Origin of the sequence: Clostridium fessum, from assembly GCF_027698965.1 — a bacterium.
Taxonomy (GTDB): domain Bacteria; phylum Bacillota; class Clostridia; order Lachnospirales; family Lachnospiraceae; genus Otoolea; species Otoolea fessa.
Genome location: NZ_JAQEQF010000014.1, coordinates 1 through 22,214, shown reverse-complemented (window position 1 = coordinate 22,214; position 22,214 = coordinate 1). Strand labels below are relative to the sequence as shown.

At 51.5% G+C, this 22,214-nt stretch carries 18 protein-coding genes, 2 tRNA genes and 1 other RNA gene; 20 read left to right on the top strand and 1 reads right to left on the bottom strand.

Translation table 11 applies throughout. The features are described from left to right. Positions 1-15 precede the first annotated feature (15 nt). From yabP to tadA, 12 genes are all read left to right on the top strand, one after another. Positions 16-300, top strand: a complete 285-nt coding sequence (gene yabP / locus PG862_RS14200; protein ID WP_022360387.1) for a sporulation protein YabP — start codon at positions 16-18, stop codon at positions 298-300. Between the two features lie 10 nt (positions 301-310). Further along, complete coding sequence (gene yabQ, locus PG862_RS14195) at positions 311-709, top strand: spore cortex biosynthesis protein YabQ (protein ID WP_022360388.1); 399 nt, start codon at positions 311-313, stop codon at positions 707-709. A 7-nt stretch (positions 710-716) separates the two neighbouring features. Beyond that, on the top strand, positions 717-1,061 hold the full coding sequence (locus PG862_RS14190; protein WP_182457082.1) for a septum formation initiator: 345 nt from the start codon (positions 717-719) through the stop codon (positions 1,059-1,061). Between the two features lie 165 nt (positions 1,062-1,226). Further along, positions 1,227-2,645, top strand: coding sequence for a SpoIIE family protein phosphatase (locus PG862_RS14185; protein WP_118293769.1), 1,419 nt, complete (start codon positions 1,227-1,229; stop codon positions 2,643-2,645). 174 nt (positions 2,646-2,819) lie between these two features. Next, a complete protein-coding gene (tilS, locus tag PG862_RS14180) occupies positions 2,820-4,196 on the top strand; it encodes a tRNA lysidine(34) synthetase TilS (protein WP_270707838.1) in 1,377 nt (458 codons plus the stop codon). Next, entirely contained in the window at positions 4,189-4,713 is a 525-nt protein-coding gene (gene hpt / locus PG862_RS14175) for a hypoxanthine phosphoribosyltransferase (protein WP_022360393.1), read from the top strand. Before tilS ends, hpt begins: the two co-directional genes overlap by 8 nt. A 30-nt stretch (positions 4,714-4,743) precedes the next feature. After that, on the top strand, positions 4,744-6,579 hold the full coding sequence (gene ftsH / locus PG862_RS14170) for an ATP-dependent zinc metalloprotease FtsH (RefSeq protein WP_456064262.1): 1,836 nt from the start codon (positions 4,744-4,746) through the stop codon (positions 6,577-6,579). Between the two features lie 589 nt (positions 6,580-7,168). Further along, a complete protein-coding gene (locus PG862_RS14165) occupies positions 7,169-9,334 on the top strand; it encodes a glycoside hydrolase family 13 protein (RefSeq protein ID WP_270707836.1) in 2,166 nt (721 codons plus the stop codon). Between the two features lie 156 nt (positions 9,335-9,490). Beyond that, a tRNA-Tyr gene (locus PG862_RS14160) sits at positions 9,491-9,572 on the top strand. A gap of 33 nt (positions 9,573-9,605) precedes the next feature. Beyond that, positions 9,606-9,691, top strand: a tRNA-Leu gene (locus PG862_RS14155). A 139-nt stretch (positions 9,692-9,830) separates the two neighbouring features. Further along, positions 9,831-11,192: a DUF6128 domain-containing protein gene (locus tag PG862_RS14150; protein ID WP_118524762.1), complete on the top strand. Its 1,362-nt coding sequence runs from the start codon at positions 9,831-9,833 to the stop codon at positions 11,190-11,192. Between the two features lie 204 nt (positions 11,193-11,396). Continuing rightward, entirely contained in the window at positions 11,397-11,897 is a 501-nt protein-coding gene (gene tadA, locus PG862_RS14145) for a tRNA adenosine(34) deaminase TadA (protein WP_353956891.1), read from the top strand. Between the two features lie 55 nt (positions 11,898-11,952). On the opposite strand, the gene PG862_RS14140 is transcribed toward tadA, so the two are convergent. Next, complete coding sequence (locus PG862_RS14140) at positions 11,953-12,978, bottom strand: branched-chain amino acid aminotransferase (RefSeq protein ID WP_118293773.1); 1,026 nt, start codon at positions 12,976-12,978, stop codon at positions 11,953-11,955. Positions 12,979-13,250: 272 nt separating this feature from the next. On the opposite strand from PG862_RS14140, the gene ffs reads away from it, so the two are divergent. From ffs to PG862_RS14100, 8 genes are all read left to right on the top strand, one after another. Then, positions 13,251-13,513: signal recognition particle sRNA large type (ffs, locus tag PG862_RS14135), an RNA gene on the top strand. Between the two features lie 336 nt (positions 13,514-13,849). Beyond that, entirely contained in the window at positions 13,850-14,929 is a 1,080-nt protein-coding gene (locus PG862_RS14130) for a 6-phosphofructokinase (RefSeq protein ID WP_117796688.1), read from the top strand. A gap of 17 nt (positions 14,930-14,946) precedes the next feature. Next, positions 14,947-16,566, top strand: a complete 1,620-nt coding sequence (gene dnaX, locus PG862_RS14125; RefSeq protein ID WP_270707833.1) for a DNA polymerase III subunit gamma/tau — start codon at positions 14,947-14,949, stop codon at positions 16,564-16,566. A gap of 157 nt (positions 16,567-16,723) precedes the next feature. Further along, positions 16,724-17,077 carry a YbaB/EbfC family nucleoid-associated protein gene (locus tag PG862_RS14120; protein ID WP_022359050.1) on the top strand — a complete coding sequence of 118 codons (354 nt, stop codon included), beginning with the start codon at positions 16,724-16,726 and terminating at the stop codon, positions 17,075-17,077. 3 nt (positions 17,078-17,080) lie between these two features. Next, the gene (gene recR, locus PG862_RS14115; protein ID WP_022359051.1) at positions 17,081-17,680 is read left to right on the top strand and encodes a recombination mediator RecR; all 600 of its coding nucleotides are present in this window, start codon (positions 17,081-17,083) and stop codon (positions 17,678-17,680) included. A 90-nt stretch (positions 17,681-17,770) separates the two neighbouring features. Then, positions 17,771-20,017 (top strand): procyclic acidic repetitive family protein, encoded by a 2,247-nt coding sequence (locus PG862_RS14110; RefSeq protein ID WP_270707830.1) that lies wholly within the window; start codon positions 17,771-17,773, stop codon positions 20,015-20,017. 120 nt (positions 20,018-20,137) lie between these two features. After that, positions 20,138-20,962 carry a Cof-type HAD-IIB family hydrolase gene (locus PG862_RS14105; RefSeq protein ID WP_117796670.1) on the top strand — a complete coding sequence of 275 codons (825 nt, stop codon included), beginning with the start codon at positions 20,138-20,140 and terminating at the stop codon, positions 20,960-20,962. Further along, positions 20,947-21,681 (top strand): CvpA family protein, encoded by a 735-nt coding sequence (locus PG862_RS14100; protein ID WP_270707828.1) that lies wholly within the window; start codon positions 20,947-20,949, stop codon positions 21,679-21,681. Before PG862_RS14105 ends, PG862_RS14100 begins: the two co-directional genes overlap by 16 nt. Positions 21,682-22,214 lie beyond the last annotated feature (533 nt).

Sequence of the window (22,214 nt, the reverse complement as noted above, 5' to 3'; positions counted from 1 at the left end):
TGGGAGGTTTTTTGCATGGAAGAAAAATTGGATGCCAGACCTCACAAGCTGGAGCTTCTGAACCGGGAAAAGGGGAGTGTGACGGGGATCCAGGATGTGGTGTCATTTGATGAGAACCAGATGATTCTCGATACAAACATGGGGCTTCTGACGGTGCGTGGGAAGGCGCTGCATGTGAGCCGTCTGACGTTGGAAAAGGGCGAAGTGGATATTGAGGGCGAGTTTGAAAGCTTTTCGTATTCCTGCAACGAGTCCCACCGGAAATCGCAGGAGTCGTTCTTTGGACGGCTGTTCCGTTAGGCGGTGGCGGATGAGCGGGACGGTGAGAGGGGAAATATGGCTGCTTGGCGGCAGTGTGTGTACGGGAATCGCGCTGATGATGATGTATGACGGGCTTAGGATCTTCCGGTGGCTGGTACGGCACGGCTCATTTTGGACAGGCATGGAGGATGCGGCGTATTGGCTTTTTGCCAGCTTTGCGACGTTCCGGCTTTTGTTCGGGCAGAATGACGGAGTCTTGCGCGGCTATGCGGTGGCGGGCGTGCTCGGCGGCATGGTGTTTTATGACCGGACGGGCAGCCGTCTTTTGTTTGCGGTATTGAAAAAATGCAGCGGATGGATTAAAATGAAAAGAAGAGGCAAAAAAAGCCAGAAGACCGGAAAGAAACGTACAACAAGGGGACAGGCAGAAAACATGGAAAGGAAGTGAGATGAGAATGCGTAGACAGATGTCGGAAGGCAGACCGGGTGGAAATGTGCGGAAAAAGAAAAAGGATAATTTAAACAACCGGATGGCGCTTGTGGGCGTTACGATGGTAGTGCTGAGTCTGGCGGCTGCCGTGCACATCAAGGGCATCGATCTCAAGGAAAAGGATAAGAGCTATTCAATTCGCGAGGAAAATCTGGAGGCGCAGGTTGCGAAAGAAGAAGAACGTGCCAAACAGCTTGAGGAATACCGGGTATACGTGCAGACCAAGCAGTATATCGAGAAGGTAGCGAAGGAGAAGCTGGGACTTGTAAACCGCAATGAGATCCTGCTCAAACCGTCCAATTCGAATTAGGCTTGCGGTGCATCATAGAATGTCCGGGGCATGCCACACAGGGGAGCAGCATTCCTGAATGTGTCGGAAAATGTCGAAGTTTTCCCTGGTTTTGCTCCCTCCGTTTGACAAATATTTCCCTCCAGCCTGTATATAATGGCGTTATACAGGTTAGGAGGGATTTTTGTGCTTAAACGGAGAACTTTACATAGAGATATGGCGGATGTCAACGTCTACACGGCAAGACGTTTAAAGAGCATGGCGCTGTCACTGGGTGGTCTGGCGCAGGCGTTTGCGGATGAGATCGGCGGGCAGGGGCATCTGACGAAGGAGGACGGACTGGCGGCAATGCAGACGGCGGCGTCGGCGGTATGCGGCGATTGTACACGGTGCAACCTGTATTATGGCAGCCGCCGGGACGACAGTTATTATCTCTATTATCTGCTTCGGACGTTCGAGCAGAAAGGGAAAATCGACCTGGAGGACATGCCTCGCCTGTTTCATGAGATCTGTTCCCAGAGAGAGGCATATTTGCGGGAATTGAACCGGAGTCTCGGGCGGGCGACGATGAATCTGGGATGGAAAAACCGTTTTCTGGAAAGCCGGGACGCGGTGATCGTCCAGTTCCGGGAGCTGGCGGCGATTCTGGAGGAATTTTCCAACCAGATGGAACAGGCGGCGGATGTGACGGCATCCTGGGAGGAGGTGCTTTCAGGGATACTCCGCAGAAGCCATCTGCGCGTGGACAACATGCTGGTGCTTCAATATGAAAATCAGCAGAAGGAGGCGTTTCTCACACTCCGCAGCGTCAACGGGCGATGCATGACGGCGCGGGATGTGGCGGAACTTCTGGGACGCGCGATCGCCGGAAGCCACTGGAGTGTGGCGAAAGACAGCAAAAGCCTGATCACCCGCAATGCGGCGACCTTCCGTTTTGTGGAAGAAGGTAAATACCGGATGGTGTACGGCATGGCGTGCAGCCCCAGGGAGGGTGAACCGATTTCAGGCGATACGTGTACGGTGCAGACCGGGCTTCCGGGGCAGGTGATTATGAGCCTGTCGGACGGTATGGGAAGCGGCAGAAGCGCCAGCGAGGACAGCGAGAAGGTCATTGAGCTGACCCAGCGCCTGCTGGAGACGGGATTTTCGGCACGATCGGCGCTCAAATTGGTAAATACGGTGCTTCTGCTGGCGGGTACGGAGCAGAATCCGGCAACAATCGATCTATGTTGTATCGATCTGGGGACAGGTGTGCTGGAAGCGATGAAGCTGGGCGCGGTGCCGACCTTTATTCTGGGGCGTGAGGGCGTTGAGTTTCTGGAAGCAGGCGGGCTGCCGATGGGAATCGTACAGAACGCGGAGCCGGTTCTGATGTCGCGGAAAATGTGGGACGGCGAAAAAATCATTATGATAAGCGACGGTATTCTCGAAGCGATGCCGGGGGAACACAAGGAAGAGACGTTCATGGAATTTATATCAAACCTTTCCGGCGGCAACCCGCAGGAACTGGCAGAACAGATCCTGGCGTTTGCGTCCGGGCTTTCGGACGGGGGTGTGGTGGATGACTGCACAGTGTTGGTCGGGACGGTGCTGGAACGTGGGTAGTTACTGGGCACGTATGCGTGAACAGTAACGTAGAATCTGGCAGGTTGAGAAATAAGAGGAGATCCGTTATACTGTGAAGGTACGGAACAGTAGTTACGAGTGGATGTTAAGAGGGATAAAAAGAAATATAAAAGAATGCAGAAACAAACAGAAATTTATATGAGACAAAATCATATGACCAGGCCGGGGGATGGCGTTCTGGTCGGTTTATCCGGGGGAGCGGATTCCGTCGGTCTTTTGCTGGTGCTCTGGAAGCTGCGGGAGACGTTTCAGATTTCCCTGCGGGCGCTCCATGTCCATCACGGGCTGCGCGGCGCGGAGGCGGATCGGGACGCGGCATTTTCACGGATGCTGTGTGAACGGCTGGAAATTCCTTTTTATGAGTTCCGCATCGATGCGGCGAAAGAGGCGCTTGACCGGAAATGTTCCGTCGAGGAGGCGGGACGGCAGGCGCGGTACCGCCTGTATGAGGAGACGGCGCTTGCGTGGGAGAAAGAGATGTATCCGGATTTGACATCGGAGAATGCGGAGAGAAAAGAGGCGGCAGCCGCCCGGGTTCACATCGCCACCGCCCACCATGCGGATGATAATGCGGAAACGGTTCTTTTTAACCTGTTCCGCGGAAGCGGTCTGACCGGGCTTTCCGGCATTGCTCCGGTGCGGGGGCGCATCATCCGTCCTCTTCTCTGGGCGCAGCGGAGCGAGATTCAGACCTGGCTTTTGCAGCAGGGACAGGACTGGGTCGAGGACTCGACGAACCAGGAGAGTGAATACAGCCGCAATTGGCTTCGGAATGAACTGCTTCCGGCGGTAGAAGAGCGCCTGAATGCACAGGCAGTCCGTCATATCGACCAGGCGGGCAGACGCATCCGGCAGGCAGATGCCTATCTGGAAGAGGTGGCAGAAGAATGGCTTCAAAAGCATGCACCGGATGGAAAGGCGGATGCAGGAGCGCTGGCAGAACAGGCGGAGATTGTGCAGGGTTATATCGTGCGGCGGTTGTTTTTAAAGAGCAAAATGCCGCTCCGGGACGTGACGGAGACGCATGTGCAGGCGGTGCGGGAACTTCTGTACCAGGGAACCGGAAAGAGTATTTCGCTGCCGCATGGGTTCCGGGCGGTAAATATATATGGATTTCTTGAAGTGCGCCCGCTTAGTCATCCAGGGGAAAGAAAAGGGGTTTTGCTTCCGGGTATCCAGAATGGGAATCTTTTGCAGATGCATACTTTCCCCTGTGAAAATGGGGATGAATTTCCGAAAAACCAGTATACGAAATGGTTTGACTATGATAGAATAAAAGGTACCTTATCGCTGAGACACCGGCAGCCGGGGGACTACCTGACACTGCCGTCCGGCGGTCGGAAGACGCTGAAATCCTGGATGATCGATGAGAAAATTCCGAGACAGGAGCGGGAGCAAATCTGGCTTCTGGCGGAAGAAAAACATATCCTGTGGATAGTGGGGCACCGGATCAGCGCATATTATAAGATAACAGAACAGACAAAAACCATCCTTGAGGTGGAATTTAACGGAGGAAAAAGCAGTGGCTGATAAGATTCGTGTATTATTAACGGAAGAAGAAGTAAACAAGAAGATCAGTGAAGTGGCAGCACAGATCAACAAAGATTATGAGGGAAAGGAAGTCCACCTGATCTGTATCTTAAAGGGCGGCGTATTTTTTACCTGCGAACTGGCAAAACGCCTGACTATTCCGGTTTCCCTGGATTTCATGTCTGTATCCAGCTACGGTTCCGACACCAAGTCAAGCGGTGTGGTAAAGATTATCAAGGATCTGGACGAGCCGCTGGAGGGCAAGAATGTCATCATCGTGGAGGACATTATCGATTCCGGACGCACCCTGGCATATCTGATCGAGGTATTAAAACAGAGGAATCCGAAAAATATCGAGCTGTGCACCCTGCTTGACAAGCCGGAGCGCCGCGTGAAAAAACAGGTTCAGGTTAAATATACCTGCTTTACAATCCCGGATGAGTTTGTCGTAGGTTACGGCCTGGATTACGATCAGAAATACCGCAACCTGCCGTACATCGGTGTTGTGGAAGTATAAGGAGGAAGCCAGTTGAAACAACGTCAGTCGATGGGAGGCGTGGGGCTTCTGATCCTCATGCTGCTCGTTATCATGTTTTTCTCGTTGAAAGTCCCTGGAATGGCGACGGAGCGGGAATTAAGCTATCCGGAGTTCATGGTATATCTGGAGAATAAGACCGTAGAGAGCGCACAGATCCGCCCGAACCGCGAGGTGCCGACCGGTGAGGTTGTTTTTGAGACAACCTCCGGCGACCGGGAGGAATTCAATGTGCTGGATGTGAAGGAAGTAGAGATGGCGCTGCGCAAGGCGGGGGTTCCGTACACGACCACCAGCGTCCGCCAGGATAGCTATTTTATGACGGTGATCCTGCCGATCGCTTTGTCCGCAGGCGTCCTGATCTTCCTGTTTATGTTTATCAATTCCCGTTCCGGCGGCGGGGCAAATGCCAAGATGATGAATTTTGGACGCAGCCGTGCCCGGATGGTATCGACCAGCAAGGTCAACTTTACCAAAGTTGCCGGTCTGGAAGAGGAGAAAGAGGAACTGGAGGAGATCGTAGATTTCCTGAAAAATCCGCAGAAATACACCGGCGTCGGGGCGCGCATCCCGAAGGGCGTGATCTTAGTCGGACCTCCAGGAACCGGTAAAACCCTGCTTGCCAAAGCGGTGGCGGGTGAGGCAGGCGTTCCGTTCTTCTCGATTTCCGGTTCGGATTTTGTTGAAATGTTCGTCGGTGTCGGCGCATCCCGTGTCCGCGACTTGTTTGAGGAAGCCAAGAAAAATGCCCCGTGTATTGTCTTTATCGATGAGATCGATGCGGTTGCCAGACAGCGTGGTACCGGCATGGGCGGCGGTCACGACGAGCGAGAGCAGACGCTCAACCAGCTCCTGGTTGAGATGGATGGTTTCGGAGTCAATGAGGGCATCATCGTCATGGCGGCGACGAACCGCGTGGATATTCTCGACCCGGCGATTCTGCGGCCGGGCAGATTTGACCGAAAGGTGGCAGTCGGACGACCGGACGTCAAGGGACGCGAGGAGATTCTCGGCGTCCATACGAAGGAAAAACCGCTAGGCGAGGATGTGGATTTACACCGCATCGCGCAGACAACCGCCGGATTTACCGGAGCTGATCTGGAAAACCTGATGAATGAGGCGGCGATCAATACCGCAAAAGAGGGACGTAAGTTTCTGACCCAGACGGATATTGAGAAAGCCTTTATTAAAGTGGGAATTGGCGCTGAGAAGCGCAGCAAGGTGATTTCCGAGAAAGATAAGAAGATTACCGCATACCATGAGGCAGGTCATGCGATTCTGTTCCATGTCCTCCCGGATGTGGGACCGGTTCATACCGTTTCGATCATTCCGACCGGCGTTGGTGCGGCAGGCTATACGATGCCGCTTCCAGAGCAGGATGAGCTTCATATGACGAAGGGCAGAATGCTTCAAAATATCATGGTTTCGCTGGGCGGACGAATCGCCGAGGAGATTATCTTTGACGACATCACGACCGGCGCTTCCCAAGATATCAAGCAGGCGACCTCGATGGCGCGCGCGATGGTAACCGAGTATGGTATGTCAGAGAAACTGGGCATGATCAACTACGGCGGCGACAACAACGAGGTCTTTATTGGCCGCGACCTGGCGCATACGAGAACCTACAGCGAGGAAGTGGCGAGCGAGATCGACAGCGAGGTAAAGCGCATCATCGATGAGTGCTACGCCAAGGCAAAACGGATCATTCTCGACCATGAAGATGTGCTTCATTCCTGCTGTGCCCTGCTGATGGAGAAAGAGAAGATCGGTCAGGCTGAGTTTGAAGCGCTGTTCCAGGATGGAGAAAAGCCGTCAGGGGAAGCTGAAACTCCGGTGACAGAAGCATAAAAAGTTCAAAGCATGAAACAGGTCTGGAAATAAGCCTGAAAAAAGGTGCCAGTCAGCTGCCAGAATGTGCGGGAGACATCCCGGACAGCCATCGGATAGATGGAAATGGCAGTGGTGGCACCTTCTTTTATGCAAATTTCAGGCGGATTTTGCTGGACATTTCGGGAGAGAGTGCTGATTTGCACAAAAAAGAAATCGAAATAAAACGATGTTTGTGCACACTTATTTTCACTCCTATGCTATTATAATAGACGTAACCCCCCCCCAATACATTATATAGTTTTTGCTACACCCCATAAAACGAAATACCTTCTCCTAAAAAGGTCAGCTACCCCGCTGACCTTTTTTATTTCATAGGAAATTACGTCCTATGAAATAAAAAACGCTCCGCGGGGATGCGCACTCGCGCGAAGCAGAAACATGTCGCAAGCGACCGCGCGAGACGCCCGAATGTGCCAAGGCACATTCTTTTTTATTACCTAAAATTAGGGGCGTGAAAATAACTTGTGTAATTTTGGGAAATCCTGTAAAATATGGGCAGAAAATAACATGATTGTGAAAGCGGTGAAACCGCTGGAAAGGGAAACAGATGGAGCAGATCAATCGCGACGCGCTATTTTGCGACGAGACAGAGGATTACCGTTGTCCTTCGGAGGCAGATGCGGGTGAAGTCGTTACATTTTATTTCAGAACAGAGAAAAATGGAGCAGATGCGGTTGTACTGCTGGAATATGACCCGGAGACCGGGGCGCTTTTGCAGGAGTGGCAGATGAAACGGCTTTCGTGGGAGTGCTGTGCTGGCAGCGTTGGAAACGGTGCAGATACAAATCGAGGCATAGATGGTAGCGGTATGGCTGACAAGTCAGACAGCCGTTTTGATTACTACAGCTGTGCGCTGACTCTGGGAACGAAAACATTTTCGTATGTATTTCAGGTAACCTGGGGCGAGAACGTCTGTCTTTACAACCGGATCGGGCTGACAGAGGATGCGGCGGCGCACCCGTTCCGCCTGATTCCGGGATTTCATGTGCCGGAGTGGAGCAAGGGCGCGCTGATGTATCAGATCTATGTGGATCGGTTCTGCAACGGCGATCCTACAAACGATACGGAAACCAATGAATATATTTATCTGAAAAAGCCGGTCACCCGGGTGACGGACTGGAAGGAACCGATCAGTACACTCGATGTGGGACGGTTTTACGGCGGTGATCTGCAGGGTGTTTTAGATAAACTTGATTATTTAAAGAGTCTCAAGATAGAAGCAATCTACTTAAATCCGGTATTTGTATCACCGTCGAACCATAAGTATGACTGTCAGGACTACGACCATATCGATCCGCATTATGGAGTGATTCTGGAGGACGCAGACGGGCTGGTGTGCCCGGAAGATACGGACAATGACCGCGCACATAAATATATGACGCGGACGGCGGATGAGCAGAACCTGGAGGCGAGCGATGCCTTTTTTGCCCGCCTGATTGAGGAAGCACACAAGCGGGGAATCCGGGTGCTGGTGGACGGTGTGTTCAACCATTGTGGTTCTTTCAATAAATGGCTGGATGCGGAACTTCTGTACCAGCACGCGGGCGGCTATCCGCAGGGGGCATATGTCTCGGCAGACAGCCCGTATCGCCATTTTTTTCAATTCCACAATGAAAATGCCTGGCCGTTTAATGACAGCTACGACGGCTGGTGGGGACACGCGACGCTTCCGAAGCTCAATTACGAGGAATCGCTGGAATTGTACCAGTACATTCTGGGGATTGCGAAAAAATGGGTGTCGGCGCCGTTTGGAGCAGATGGCTGGCGGCTGGATGTGGCGGCAGATCTGGGGCGGAGCGCCGGGATGAACCATCAGTTCTGGCGTGATTTCCGCGCGGCAGTCAAGGAGGCAAATCCGGAGGCGGTCATGATCGCGGAACATTACGGCAGCCCGTATGACTGGCTGAAGGGCGATCAGTGGGATACGGTCATGAATTATGATGCGTTTATGGAGCCGCTGTCATGGTTTCTGACCGGGATGGAGAAGCACAGTGACGAAGAAAATCCGGCGCTGTTTGGGGATGGATGCGCCTTTTTTGAGGCGATGCGCTACCATATGAGTGAAATGCCGACGGCTTCCATGCAGTGTGCAATGAACGAGCTGTCCAACCACGATCACTCCCGCTTTATGACGCGGACAAACCGCCGGGTGGGCCGTCTTGCGTCGGCAGGTGCAAAAGCAGCGGAGGAGGGCATCAGCTATGGCATTTTCCGCCAGGGTGTTGTCATGCAGATGACCTGGCCGGGCGCACCGACGATCTATTACGGTGACGAAGCGGGCGTCTGTGGATGGACCGATCCGGACAGCCGCCGGACGTACCCGTGGGGCGGGGAAAACCTGGAGCTGATCGAGTTCCACCGCTACATGAGCGGCATCCGGAAACGCTGTCCGGCATTTAGAAATGGTTCCCTGAAAGCGCTGGCGGCGGGAGATGGCTATATTTCCTATGGACGTTTTCAGAGTGCTCAGAGAGCTGGCGGCGCGTGCTGCGGCGTGACGGCGGTCAATACAGGTGATGACTGGCTGACGCTCAAGATTCCGGTCTGGCAGATCGGGGCGCGCGACGGGGCGGTCCTGCGCCGGGAAATGATGACCTATGAGGACGGTTACAACGCCGGACAGGTTGAACATGAGGTAAAGGACGGCTATATCGAGGTGAAAATCCCACCGGTCGGAAGTATCGTTTTGACGGGAAATGATACGGCATTGTAGGAAATGCGGCTTCGACAAGATATATGATTTCTGGCAGTTGAGCGAGAAGAATCAAAAGCAGGAAAAAATGGAAATAAAAATATTAAATAAAATATATAAAAACACTTGCTTTTTTGAGACAGCCATGTTATAATCTTCAACTGTCAGAGCAATTTTGGATGGGTTCCCGAGTGGCCAAAGGGGGCAGACTGTAAATCTGTTGCGTCTCGCTTCGGTGGTTCGAATCCACCTCCATCCATTTGGCTTTGTGCCAGTCATGAGTAATCATGATGCCGGCGTGGCGGAACTGGCAGACGCACAGGACTTAAAATCCTGCGAGGGTTAAACTTCGTACCGGTTCGATTCCGGTCGCCGGCAGTATCGGGAACAGTTTTTAACTGTTCCCGATTTTTCGTTATACGGACGTATTTGTAGCGTTGGTTTATATCAGGATATAGAAATCCTGTCATAAACCGGCGCTTCTTTTGCATATAATACAAAGCAAAGGAGTGAAAACATGTCTGCATATCATCGGTTAATATCATATATCTATGCATACGAGGGCGGAATCAAAGGGAAAAATACGGGATTTGCGAAATTGGAGACGCGGGGAACTTCCTGCCGGATTCAGGTCAGCGTCCGCCGTGTCTTTGCGGGCGGCAGCCCGATCGGCGTATACCTTCTGGCAGGGCAGGAGGAGATCCGTATCGGCACCCTGTTTGTCCGTGGCGGAAATGGGGAGTTCCGTGCCGTCGTCAATTGTGAAAATATTGAAGGAAGCGGCTGCAATATGGAAGAGTGCTGTGGTCTGACTCTTCATGAGACGGACAGCGCATGGCGTGCCTATACGACGATCTGGGAAGATGCCGTCGCGCATGCGGCAGAGGTTGAGCTGGCGGATGTGACTGCTGAGAAAGTGCGGGAGCAGGAAGCAGAGAAGGAAGAGGCAACGCGGAAACTGGCAGAGAATGTATCTGGGGAAGTGAACAGTGCGTCTGTAGGGAAAGAAAAATTGGATGAGGCGTCAGAACTTACCCGGTCGGGAGAAATGGAGAATCAGGACACATCCACGGAGACAGAGAAGAAAGAAGCTGTGAATATAAACGAAACGGACTTCGGAATCAGCCAGCCCCAGCCAGAAAAGCTGGAGGATTCAAACCTGGAGATTTTCGAGGACACGGAAACCATGGAAGCGGTTCCAGATATCTCAGAAACATCCGATCATCAAGAGGCAGAAGTTGTTCAGGAAACGCAAACGGAAACACCGCAAGAAAGTTTTCAGGAATCCACTCAAGAAGTGCAAACGGAGACACCGAAGGAAAGTTTTCAGGAATCCTATCAGGAAGCACAGACAGAAGCACGGCGGAAAGATTCTCAAGAATCCACCCGGGAAGTCCGGAAAGAGGCGCTTCCAGATTCTCCACCAGACCATCAAGAAGCATTTCAGCCAGGCTCTCAAAATCAAAAACAACCGCAACCAGATTCATCCAAGGAATTTCCGAAAGAAGATCCCGCCGAGTCCCTCTGGAACCGTCTGCGTGCTGCCTATCCCAAAGTAACCGCCTTCGAATGCGCCGACGGCTGCGAGATTCTGGTAATCAAACCGCAGGATATCGGGCTTCTGCCGCGGGAAAACTGGGTGTATGGAAATAACAGCTTTCTTCTGCACGGTTACTACAACTACCGATATCTGATTCTGGCGAGACTGGGGAAACCCGGCGAACGGGGGCGCTACATTCTGGGCGTGCCGGGACATTATGGAAACAATGAAAAATATATGGCGGCGATGTTCGGCTTTGACCGCTTTGTCCGTTCCACCCGCCAGCCGCCGCGCGACAGCCGGTTCGGGTATTGGTATACGGATTTGAATTTTACATAAAAGCCGGTCGCTCCTTTTACAGAACTCTTGACAAAGGATAGCTTTTCTGGGTAGGATGGATATAGGTCAAATGCTTTCAGGTGTTTGGTTGGCAGCGGAGCAAACTTGCCGGGAAACTGAGATAAGGATGTCTGTTGTTGGAAGCGGATAAATTTGAATGGAGGAAAAGATAGAAATATATAAAACAAGAAAGAGGAAAAAACAGTGGCAGCAAAATTGACACAGGAAGAGAAATATATGAAAGCGGCGATCCGCGAGGCGAAGAAAGCCTGGGCGCTCGGAGAAGTGCCGATCGGCTGCGTGATCGTGTATGAGGACAAAATCATCGGCAGGGGTTACAACCGTCGGATGGTCGATCATAGCGCGCTGGCACATGCGGAGATCGCGGCAATCAAAAAAGCGTGCAAGCGCATGGGCGACTGGCGCCTGGAAGAATGTGAGCTGTACGTGACGTTGGAACCATGCCCGATGTGCGCAGGGGCGATCGTGCAGGCGCGGATTCCAAAAGTTTACATCGGTTCCATGAACCCGAAAGCCGGCTGCGCCGGTTCGGTACTGAATCTTCTGGATGAAAAAAGATTCAATCATCAGGTGGAGACAGAAGAAGGACTTTTGGGCGAGGAATGTTCGATGATGTTGAAAGAATTTTTCAAAGAATTGCGTGAAAAGAGAAAAAAGAAGAAAGAAGAAAAAGCTGGTGAATGATTTCCACCAGCTTTTTGCATTCCATATTTCCCATTCAAACCGAAAAATACAGTCCTTATTTGATTACGTGGATCCAGCCCTCCGGAGCTTTGATGTGACCCATCTGGATGCCGGTCAGTGTCTCGTAGAGTTTCTGGGTAACCGGACCCATCTTCTCCATACCTGCCGGGAAACAGATTTCCTTGCCGTGGTCAACGATCTTGCCAACCGGGGAGATAACAGCTGCGGTACCGCACAGACCGCACTCTGCGAAATCTTTTACTTCGTCTAAGTATACTTCACGCTCTTCGGTCTCCATGCCAAGGTAATCTCTTGCAACCTGCAGGATAGAACGGCGTGTGATAGACGGAAGGATGCTGTTGGACTTCGGAGTTACCAGCTTGCCGTCTTTGGTGATAAAGATAACGTTTGCGCCGCCGGTCTCCTCGATCTTGGTACGTGTCTGCGGATCCAGGTAGATGTTCTCATCGAAACCGTTCTTATGAGCATCGACGATCGCATGCAGGCTCATCGCGTAGTTTAATCCGGCTTTGATGTGACCGGTTCCGTGAGGTGCTGCACGGTCGAAATCGCTGACGCGGATGGTGATCGGTTTAGCGCCGCCCTTGAAGTACGGGCCAACCGGTGTACAGAATACGCGGAACTGATAGATGTTTGCCGGTTTAACGCCGATGATGGAATCATAACCGAACATATACGGGCGGATGTACAGGGTTGCACCGGAACCATACGGCGGTACGAATGCTGCGTTGGCTTCTACTACTTTTGTGATGGCGTCTACGAAGCGCTCCTTCGGGAATGGCGGCATTTCAAGACCTTTTGCGGAATTCTCCATACGCTCGCCGTTTAAGTCAGGACGGAACGTAACGATATGGCCGTCTTCGGTCGTATACGCTTTCAGACCCTCGAAGCAAGTCTGTGCATACTGCAGAACACAGGCACATTCATTCAAGGTAATATTCGGGTCGGAGGTAAGGACGCCTTCGTCCCAGGAACCATTCTGGTACATGGAAACATAGCGGTAATCCGTTGGCATATAGCCGAAACCGATGTTGCTCCAGTCGATATTTTTCTTTTCCATAATCGTTGCTCCAATCTTACAGAATTTTATGATTTAGTAACTGTTTGACTTTTTGCAGTCGCTAGATTTATACCTATTATAATGATTTCTTTCTTCTGTTGCAAGATTCTGGGATAAAAAATGATAAAAAAACAATAAAATGTATTCTTGTGTATTTTTATACAATGCTTGTTAGTCAAGCTCCGGCTTGACAAAACGGCGGCTGCCATGTATACTAAACAGGCTGACGGTCTGCAAGTCATTCCGTCATATAAGATCAAGTCATAAAGTTTCCGCACAGCCGGGGAGTTAGCGGTGCCCTGTACCTGCAATCCGCTATAGCAGGGGTGTTGTCCGACCGAGGGCGTTTTTACTGTGGGGCTGCCCCTGAAAAGTGGCGTTGAAGTCTGGGTCTTGCGCAACAGAAATCTGTGAACCGTGTCAGGGCAGGAATGCAGCAGCACTAAGCAGAAGCTTCTGTGTGCCGCAAGGCAGCCTGGACCGAGTTAACTGTCAGGGTAACGTCCATGGCATACGTTCGAAGCCGGGCGTGCGGATTTTTTTATTTCATAGGAAATTGCTTCCTATGAAATAAAAAATAGAAAATAATAGATACAGAAACAAGCATTTTTGCAGGTGTGTGAATATAGCCGGGATATGTGGAATTTGATTTGCCAGGGGGTAGGAATACCGTGCCGGGGCAGATTAAAAGCGCGTATCCCGGTATTTTTATGTCTATGATATTTGTAAGGAATTTTTTCTTGCCCGCGGGATATGATTGTATTATAATTACAAAATGGGTGTAGTTTATCCTGATATGGGGGTTGTTGGAAACTTAGAATAAGGGTAACTGTGAAGGTACTGGACGGTTATGAAGAAAGGGAAAGCGCTCATGAGAAGAATCGGTATGTTAACCAGCGGCGGCGACTGCCAGAGCTTAAATGCGACGATGCGAGGCGTGGCAAAATCGCTGTACAAGATGTTCGATGACATAGAGATAGTTGGATTTGAAGACGGCTATAAAGGTCTTATGTATGCAGACTACCGGATTATGAAACAGTCGGATTTTTCCGGGATTCTGACACGCGGAGGTACGATTCTGGGAACTTCCAGACAGCCTTTCAAGCTGATGCGGACGCCGGACGAGAACGGTCTGGATAAAGTGGAAGCGATGAAACACACCTATTATAAGCTAAAACTGGAATGTCTCGTCATTTTAGGCGGCAACGGCAGCCAGAAGACGGCAAATCTGCTGCGGGAGGAAGGACTCAATATCGTTTCTCTTCCGAAGACCATAGACAATGATCTCTGGGGCAGCGATCTTACGTTTGGATTCCATAGTGCGGTTGATGTAGCGACCAATGCCATCGACTGTATTCATACGACGGCGGCGTCTCATGGCAGAGTCTTCATCGTGGAGATCATGGGCCACAAGGTGGGATGGCTGGCGCTCTATGCAGGCATCGCGGGCGGAGCTGACATCATTCTCCTGCCGGAGATCCCGTATGATATTGATGTGGTGGTAAATGCGATCCGCAGCCGTACTAAAAATGGCAAGAATTTCACGATTTTGGCGGTCGCAGAGGGCGCGATTTCCAAGGAAAATGCAGCCCTGACCAAGAAAGAATTAAAAGAAAAGAAGAAAAATGGACCGGTTTATCCGTCGGTCGCTTACGAGCTGGGCGCCCAGATTTCCGAGCGGACGGGGCAGGAGATCCGTGTGACGGTTCCGGGGCATATGCAGCGCGGAGGCGAGCCATGCCCGTATGACCGCGTGATTGCGACGCGCCTCGGCGCGGAGGCAGCAGAGATGATCCGCCGCAAAGAATACGGCTATATGGTCGCTTTAAACAACAATAAGATTGAAAAAATTCCGCTTGCGGACATTGCCGGTAAATTAAAGATGGTCGATCCGAAGAGCGATATTATCCGGGAAGCTAAGGATGTAGGCATCAGCTTCGGCGACGAATAGTAAGGAAGTAGTAGTTTATGTCATATACAGCACTGTACAGAAAATGGCGTCCGACGTCCTTTGAAGAGGTCCGGGGTCAGGACCATATCGTAAAGACCCTGAAAAATCAGATCAACTCCGGGCGGATCGGGCACGCGTACCTCTTCTGTGGGACGCGCGGAACCGGTAAGACGAGTATTGCCAAGATCTTTGCACGGGCAGTCAACTGTGAGCATCCGGTGGACGGCAGCCCCTGCGGCGAGTGCAGTATGTGCCGCCAGATTGCGGAAGGAGCTTCCCTCAATGTGGTGGAGATCGATGCGGCATCCAACAATGGTGTGGAAAATATCCGTGATATCCGGGAGCAGGTGCAGTACCCGCCGACGGATGGGCGCTACCGCGTCTACATCATTGACGAGGTTCATATGCTTTCGATCGGCGCGTTCAATGCGCTCTTAAAGACGCTGGAAGAACCGCCGTCCTACGTTATATTTATCTTGGCGACGACGGAGGTCCACAAGATCCCGATCACGATCCTGTCCCGGTGCCAGAGATATGATTTCAAGCGGATCTCGATCGATACCATCGCGGGACGGCTGGCGGAGCTGACGCAGGCGGAGCAGATCGATGTAGACGATCGGGCACTTAGGTATGTGGCACGTGCGGCGGATGGCTCGATGCGAGATGCGTTAAGTCTTCTCGATCAGTGCGTGGCGTTCCATTTCGGAGAAAAGCTGACGTATGACAATGTGCTCGAGGTGTTGGGCGCGGTCGATAACCGCGTGTTCAGCAAGCTGTTTCAGGCGGTGCTTGCAAGTGATACGAAGGCGTGCATCCGTGAGATTGAGGAAATGATCATCCAGGGGCGTGATCTTTCGCAGCTCGTCAACGATTTCGTCTGGTATATGCGAAATCTCCTGATTGCCAAGACGACCGACGAACCGGGCGATATGCTCGATATGTCGGAGGAAAATCTGGCAGTTTTAAAGGAAGAGGCGGCAGACGTTGATACGGAAACGCTGATGCGTTACATCCGTATTTTCTCGGAGCTTTCCGGGCAGCTGCGCTACGCGTCGCAGAAGCGGATTCTGGTGGAGATTGCCTTTATCAAGCTGACGACGCCGTCGATGGAACAGAATCTTGATTCCATTTTACAGCGGATTACGCTATTAGAGCAGAAAATGCAGGAAATACCGGACAATCTACAGAAACTGGCGTCCCTTGCACCGGCAGCGGGGCAGGCGGCATCCTCCAAAACGGCTGTGGTGGAAACGCCGCCTGAGCCGAAGACAGTATCCCTTCCGCCGGCACAGTACGAAGATCTGATGCTGATGCGGAAAGAATGGGGACGGATTGCGTCCCTGAGCCAGCTTGTGGGTTCGATTAGACTCAGTCTTCCCAAGACAAGTGTAGAACCGGCGGGCGAAGGCTGCCTTTGCATTGTGTGTACAGATGAAAATACGTTTGGAATTATCAATCGGGAGCCTGAGCTTAAGAATTTGCAGGAAGTAGTGCAAGAAAAATACAAAAAGACTCTGCAATTTAAAGTCCGTTTAGAATCATCTGCTGTGCCGCAAAGAACGGTTTATGTCAGTGATGAGGATTTAAAGAACGCAATCCATACCGATGTGATTGTCGAAGAGGATGATCCTGTGTAGTGGAGCTTGCCAAAGATGAGTCTTGTTTTGTAATGCAAGAAGCTGTGATTAAATGCAGATAAATGATATTAGTGGGTTTATATGATATATAGAACCGGCTGCAATCGGCAGCCAGTCTGAATATAAATAAAAAGAAGTGAAAGAGAGGAATGACACCATGGCAAAACGTGGCGGTTTCCCAGGCGGTATGCCGGGCAATATGAACAATTTAATGAAGCAGGCGCAGAGAATGCAGCGTCAGATGGAAGAGAAGCAGAAAGAGCTGGAGGAGAAGCAGTACAGCGCATCCGCGGGCGGCGGCGCTGTAACCGTGACCGTATCTGGTAAAAAAGAGGTTCTTTCCGTGAAACTGTCTGAGGAAGTAGTGGATCCGGATGATATCGAGATGTTAGAGGATCTGATCGTGGCGGCGACCAACGAGGCATTCCGTCAGGCGGAAGAGGACAGCAGCCAGATGATGTCCCAGTTGACCGGTGGCCTTGGCGGTCTGGGAGGCGGATTCCCGTTTTAAGCGATGGATTATTACAGCAGCCAGATTAGCAAGCTAATCGAAGAATTGTCAAAACTTCCCGGAATCGGAAGTAAATCGGCGCAGCGTCTTGCATTTCATATCATCAATATGCCGGAAGAACAGGTCAGGCACTTGTCCGGCGCGATTCTGGAAGCCAAGCAGAATGTGCGTTACTGCAAGGAGTGCTGCACATTGACTGATAAGGAACTGTGCCCGATCTGCAGCAGCGACCGGCGTGATCATGAGACGATCATGGTGGTGGAAAATACGCGCGATCTGGCGGCATATGAAAAGACAGGAAAATACAACGGGGTCTATCATGTGCTGCATGGGGCGATCTCCCCGATGCTGGGGATCGGGCCGGGCGACATCCGGCTCAAGGAGCTGATGACTCGCCTGCAGAAAGAGGAGGTTCGTGAGGTCATTATCGCAACCAACTCAAGCCTGGAGGGCGAGACGACCGCGATGTATTTGAGCAAGCTGATTAAACCGACAGGGATCCGGGTGACGCGAATCGCCAGCGGCGTTCCGGTTGGGGGCGACTTGGAATATATTGATGAGGTAACGCTTCTGCGCGCGCTGGATGGGCGTACAGAGCTGTAGCCGGTGAGCAAATAAAACGTTACTGGGCACGTATGCGTGAACAGTGACAATAAAACTTCTGCCGCGGCAGGAAGTTAGGAGATGCATAAGATGGATAAATACGAGTTTAACATCAAGGTAGAGCAGATTAAGAAACTGGTCAACAAGGGAGATTTCGAGACGGCGATGAAGATCGCCGATACCATCGACTGGCGTCGTGTACGCAGCACCAGCCTGCTTACGATGATTTCCCAGATTTATGAGAAAAATGCAGAGTATCAGGATGCCAAGGATATTTTATTGCTGGCATATGAGAGAGCGCCGCTTGGAAAGGGGCTTTTATATAAGCTGACTGACCTTGCACTGCGTGAAAATAATATTCAGGAGGCAGAGGCATATTACCGGGAGTTCTGTGAGCTGTCCGGCGATGACCCGCGCCAGTATCTGCTTCGTTTCCTGATTCTGGAGGCGAAGGATGCGCCGTTAGAGCAGCAGATCAATTCTCTGGAGAGATATTGTCAGGAAGAGCTGGATGAGAAATGGCTGTACCACCTGGCAGAGCTTTATCATCAGGCGAACCAGGCGGACGACTGTGTGCGGATCTGCGACAAGATCATGCTGATGTTCGGTCTTGGCAAATATGTGGACAAGGCAATGGAACTGAAACTTCAGTATGCGCCGCTGACGAAATATCAGATGGATCTGGTAGAAAACCGCGAGAAGTACGAAGAGAAGCTGCGTGCGGTGGAAGAAGAGTACAAGAACGGTACATACCGCAAGCCGGAGCCGGAAGGAGAGTATCTGGATACGGATGAGCCGGAGGCAGAGCTGGACGACGAACCGGAGAATGAGCCGGAGGGACAGCCAGAGCAGGCAGAGCCAGAAGAGAAGGCTGGAAAACCGAAAGCCGAGACAAAACCGGCGGACGAGAAAGCAGAAAAGGCTGCGCTGGACGAGGATGTAGTAGCAAGCCTTCATGAAGCACAGGCGGAAGAAGCGCTGGCAAAAGAAGTGTCCAAGATCAAGCCTTACGATGAGGAAGAGGGCGCATCCGAAGGGGAGACACGTGTTTTCAGGAATCTCCGCGACCTGGAACCGGCAGAGGCAGAGGAAAAGAGCGAGGAAGCTCCGATTCATGAATTTGAAGAGGAAGAGGAAACCATAGTGGAAGACTGGGATTTCGAACCGGAAGAGGAAGAAGAGGAGATCAAGGAATCGAATCATCTGATGATCGAGGCGGAAGATCCGGCGGCCGGTCTTGCGATGGCACTTGATTCCCTGAAAAAGATTCACCGCGAGCTGGGGACCAAGCATCCGGTTGCCAAGATCAGCGGCGCAAACCTTTCCCATCGCGGCATCGCATCGGTGGCGGAGCGCCTGGCAGGCAAGGATCTGGTGGTCGAGCATGCAGCCGATCTGGACGATTTGACGGTGGAAGAGCTGGAAGAACTGATGACACAGGATGAAACCGGAATGGTCGTTGTTCTGATTGATACGCAGGCACGTTTAGAGCAGATGCACCGCGCATATCCGGCATTAGCAGAGCGTTTCCAGTATATCGGCTGTGAAAACCAGAAAGACGATGCAGCGAAGCTGGCACAGGCGCGCGAGGAAGAACTGAAACGCCAGCAGGCGCAGCAGGAAGCAGAAGCAGCCAGAAAACGCCAGGCAGAGCGTGAAGCGGAGATCCGCCGTCAGGCAGAAAAAGAGGCAGAGGAAAAACGTAGACAGCAGGAAGCAGCAGCCCGCCGTGAGGAAGAAGAGCGCGCCAAGGCAGAAGCACAGGCGCTGGCAGCCAAAGAGGCAGAAGAAGCGCGTAAAGCGGAGGAAGATCGCCGTCTGGCAGAGCGGCAGAGAGAAGAACTGCGCCGTCAGGAAGAGGCAAGACGCGATGACGAGCCGGAGTATGAAGACGAAGAAGAACGCTACGAGAAGGACGAGTATGAGCCGGAGGATGATTATGCGCGTGGCGGCTATCGTGATGATTATAAGGACGATTACAAAGACAGCTATAAAGACGAACGCGAGGACGACGAGTATTCCAATTATCCAGAGGATGAGCCGGAAGAGAAACCGTCCAAAAAGTCCGGCGATATGGATGTTGAGGAGTTTGTTCAGTATGCCTGCAAATATGCATCGGAGATCGACTGCAGTATTTCGGGAAAGAGCATGCTGGCTCTGTACGAGCGCGCTGAGATGATGGAGGAGGACGGAGAACCGCTTACCAAGACAAGTGCCGAAGATTTGATCGAGGAAGCTGCAGATAAGGCGGAGAAGAAATCCTTCAGCGGACTGTTCTCATCGAAATATGATAAGGATGGACTTCTGATTCTGAAAGAGAAACATTTCTTTGATTAATTAAAACAATTCGAGAAATTTTAAAATTAAAACTAATTAGCAAAAGAGAGCGCTGCGGGGGAATGCTTCCCGGCAGCGTTTTCTGGTAGTGGACAGTAAAAAGAGATACGGGAGAGAAAGATGGGAACACGGTTAATAGCCCTCGATTTAGATGGGACACTGTTAAATGAAAAAATGCACGTGTCGGAAAAAACAAGACAGGTGATGGAACTGTGCGCGCAGCGGGGGATTGAGATTGTCCCGGCGACCGGGCGCGCGCTCCCGGCAGTGCCAGAGGAGGTTTTGAGCCTGCCGGGCGTCCACTATGGCATATTTACAAATGGGGCGGTCGTCCGGGATTTCGGGAAAAATATCTGGGTGTCGGAAAGCTGCCTGAGCTGGGAAGAGACGATCCGGGTGATTGAGGTGCTGCGCCGGCATCCGGTTATTTACGATATGTATGTATCGGAGGGCGGCGTCAGCGAGACGCGATTGCTGGCACAGCTGGAAGAATACGGGATACCGGAACGTGAATGCGCCTATATCCGGGCGACGCGCCGGGCAGTTACTGACATGGTGGAGTATCTGCGGGAGAAAAAATGCCCGGTGCAGAAGATGAATTTAAATTTTAAGGACCGGGAGAGCAAGCAGGCAGTCCGGGCAAAGCTGGAAGCGATGCCGGAGGTTCTGGTGACCTCCTCGCTTCCGTGGAATCTGGAACTCAACGCGGCGGGCATCACAAAGGGGAGCGGGCTGCGGAATCTCTGTCAGTATCTGGGAATTGAAGCGGAGGAGACGATGGCATTTGGAGACGGCGAAAACGACTGGCCCATGCTGGAGGCAGCAGGAATCGGCGTGGCGATGGAAAATGGCGCCCCATTTTTAAAGGAACGCGCAGACCGGATTGCCGCTTCGAACCGGGAAGAGGGCGTAGCGGAGGCGATCAGACAATGGGTGCTTATATAAAAGAAAACTGGCTGTTCGTGGTGGTGGCAGTCTATCTGGTTTCCATGGTACTGTACGGGCATTACCGCGGATTCGTCCGCCTGGCAGTCTCAGCCGTTTCCCTGGTGCTGTCGCTGGGGGTGGTTCATTTTGGTGCGCCGTCTGTCGCGAATCTGCTTCGCAGCAATGAGGTGGTCTATCAGGCAGTGGAGGACAGCGTGTCGAAATTTATCCAAAAGGACGATGAGGCGGAAAATGAGGCGGCTGACGCGGCGCCGCCATCCGTACAGCGCAGTATTATTGAAGAAATGGAGCTTCCGGAACAGTTAAAGGATGCGCTTCTGGAGAATAATAACAGCGAAGTTTACGAGGCGCTGGGTGTAAGCAGCTTTACCCACTACGTCAGCCGTTATCTGGCAAACAGCCTGATCAATATTATAAGTTTTTTTCTGCTGTTTGCAGCCGTGTTCGGCGGACTGCGTGTTCTGTCCGTATCGCTCAATGTGGTCTCCCGGCTGCCGATCATATCGGGACTGAACCGTCTGGCAGGTGCCGTGCTGGGGGGTGCGGAAGGGATCTTTTTCGTCTGGATTGCAGCACTGCTTATTACACTGTTCTCGGCAACGGCGATTGGTGAACTTTTCCTGAACCAGATAGAAAGCAATATCTGGCTGACCTGGCTGTATGACCACAATATGCTTGGAAGCATCCTGATGGGTGTTGTGAAACGGATTATTTAAAAGCGTATAGAGAAAAACTGTGATATTGAAAAACGGCACACCGCATTCTCGCTACTTAGTGATGAGTTAGGTGTGCCAAATTTTTTATTTCAGTCGAGAAGACTCCCACCTCTTTAGGTGGCGAGTAATAGCAAATTTGTCTCAGTGGGAGTTGGGTCTTCGGCTGAGATAAACGCTCCGCGAGGATGCGCAATGATTCTGTATGGAATATGTCAGCGAAAAAACAAGTGAAAATCGCTTGACAAGTTAATGCTGAAATGGTAAAATCTAACTCTAACGTGTTTTGACGTTGGTCTGCATATGCAGGGAAAATCGAATATCACAGGTTTTCTTATTTGCGAAAATGTTTTGAAAATTAAGAAAAAATAGTTGACAACGACAACTGCCTATGATATGATATTCAAGCTGTTGAGCGAAAGCTCAGTTGCGAAAAATAAAATAAAAAAGTTGTTGACAAAGATAACTGCTTGTGGTAATATAAATGAGCTGTCAATGAGACAACAACAAAGAACCTTGAAAACTGAACAGTATGT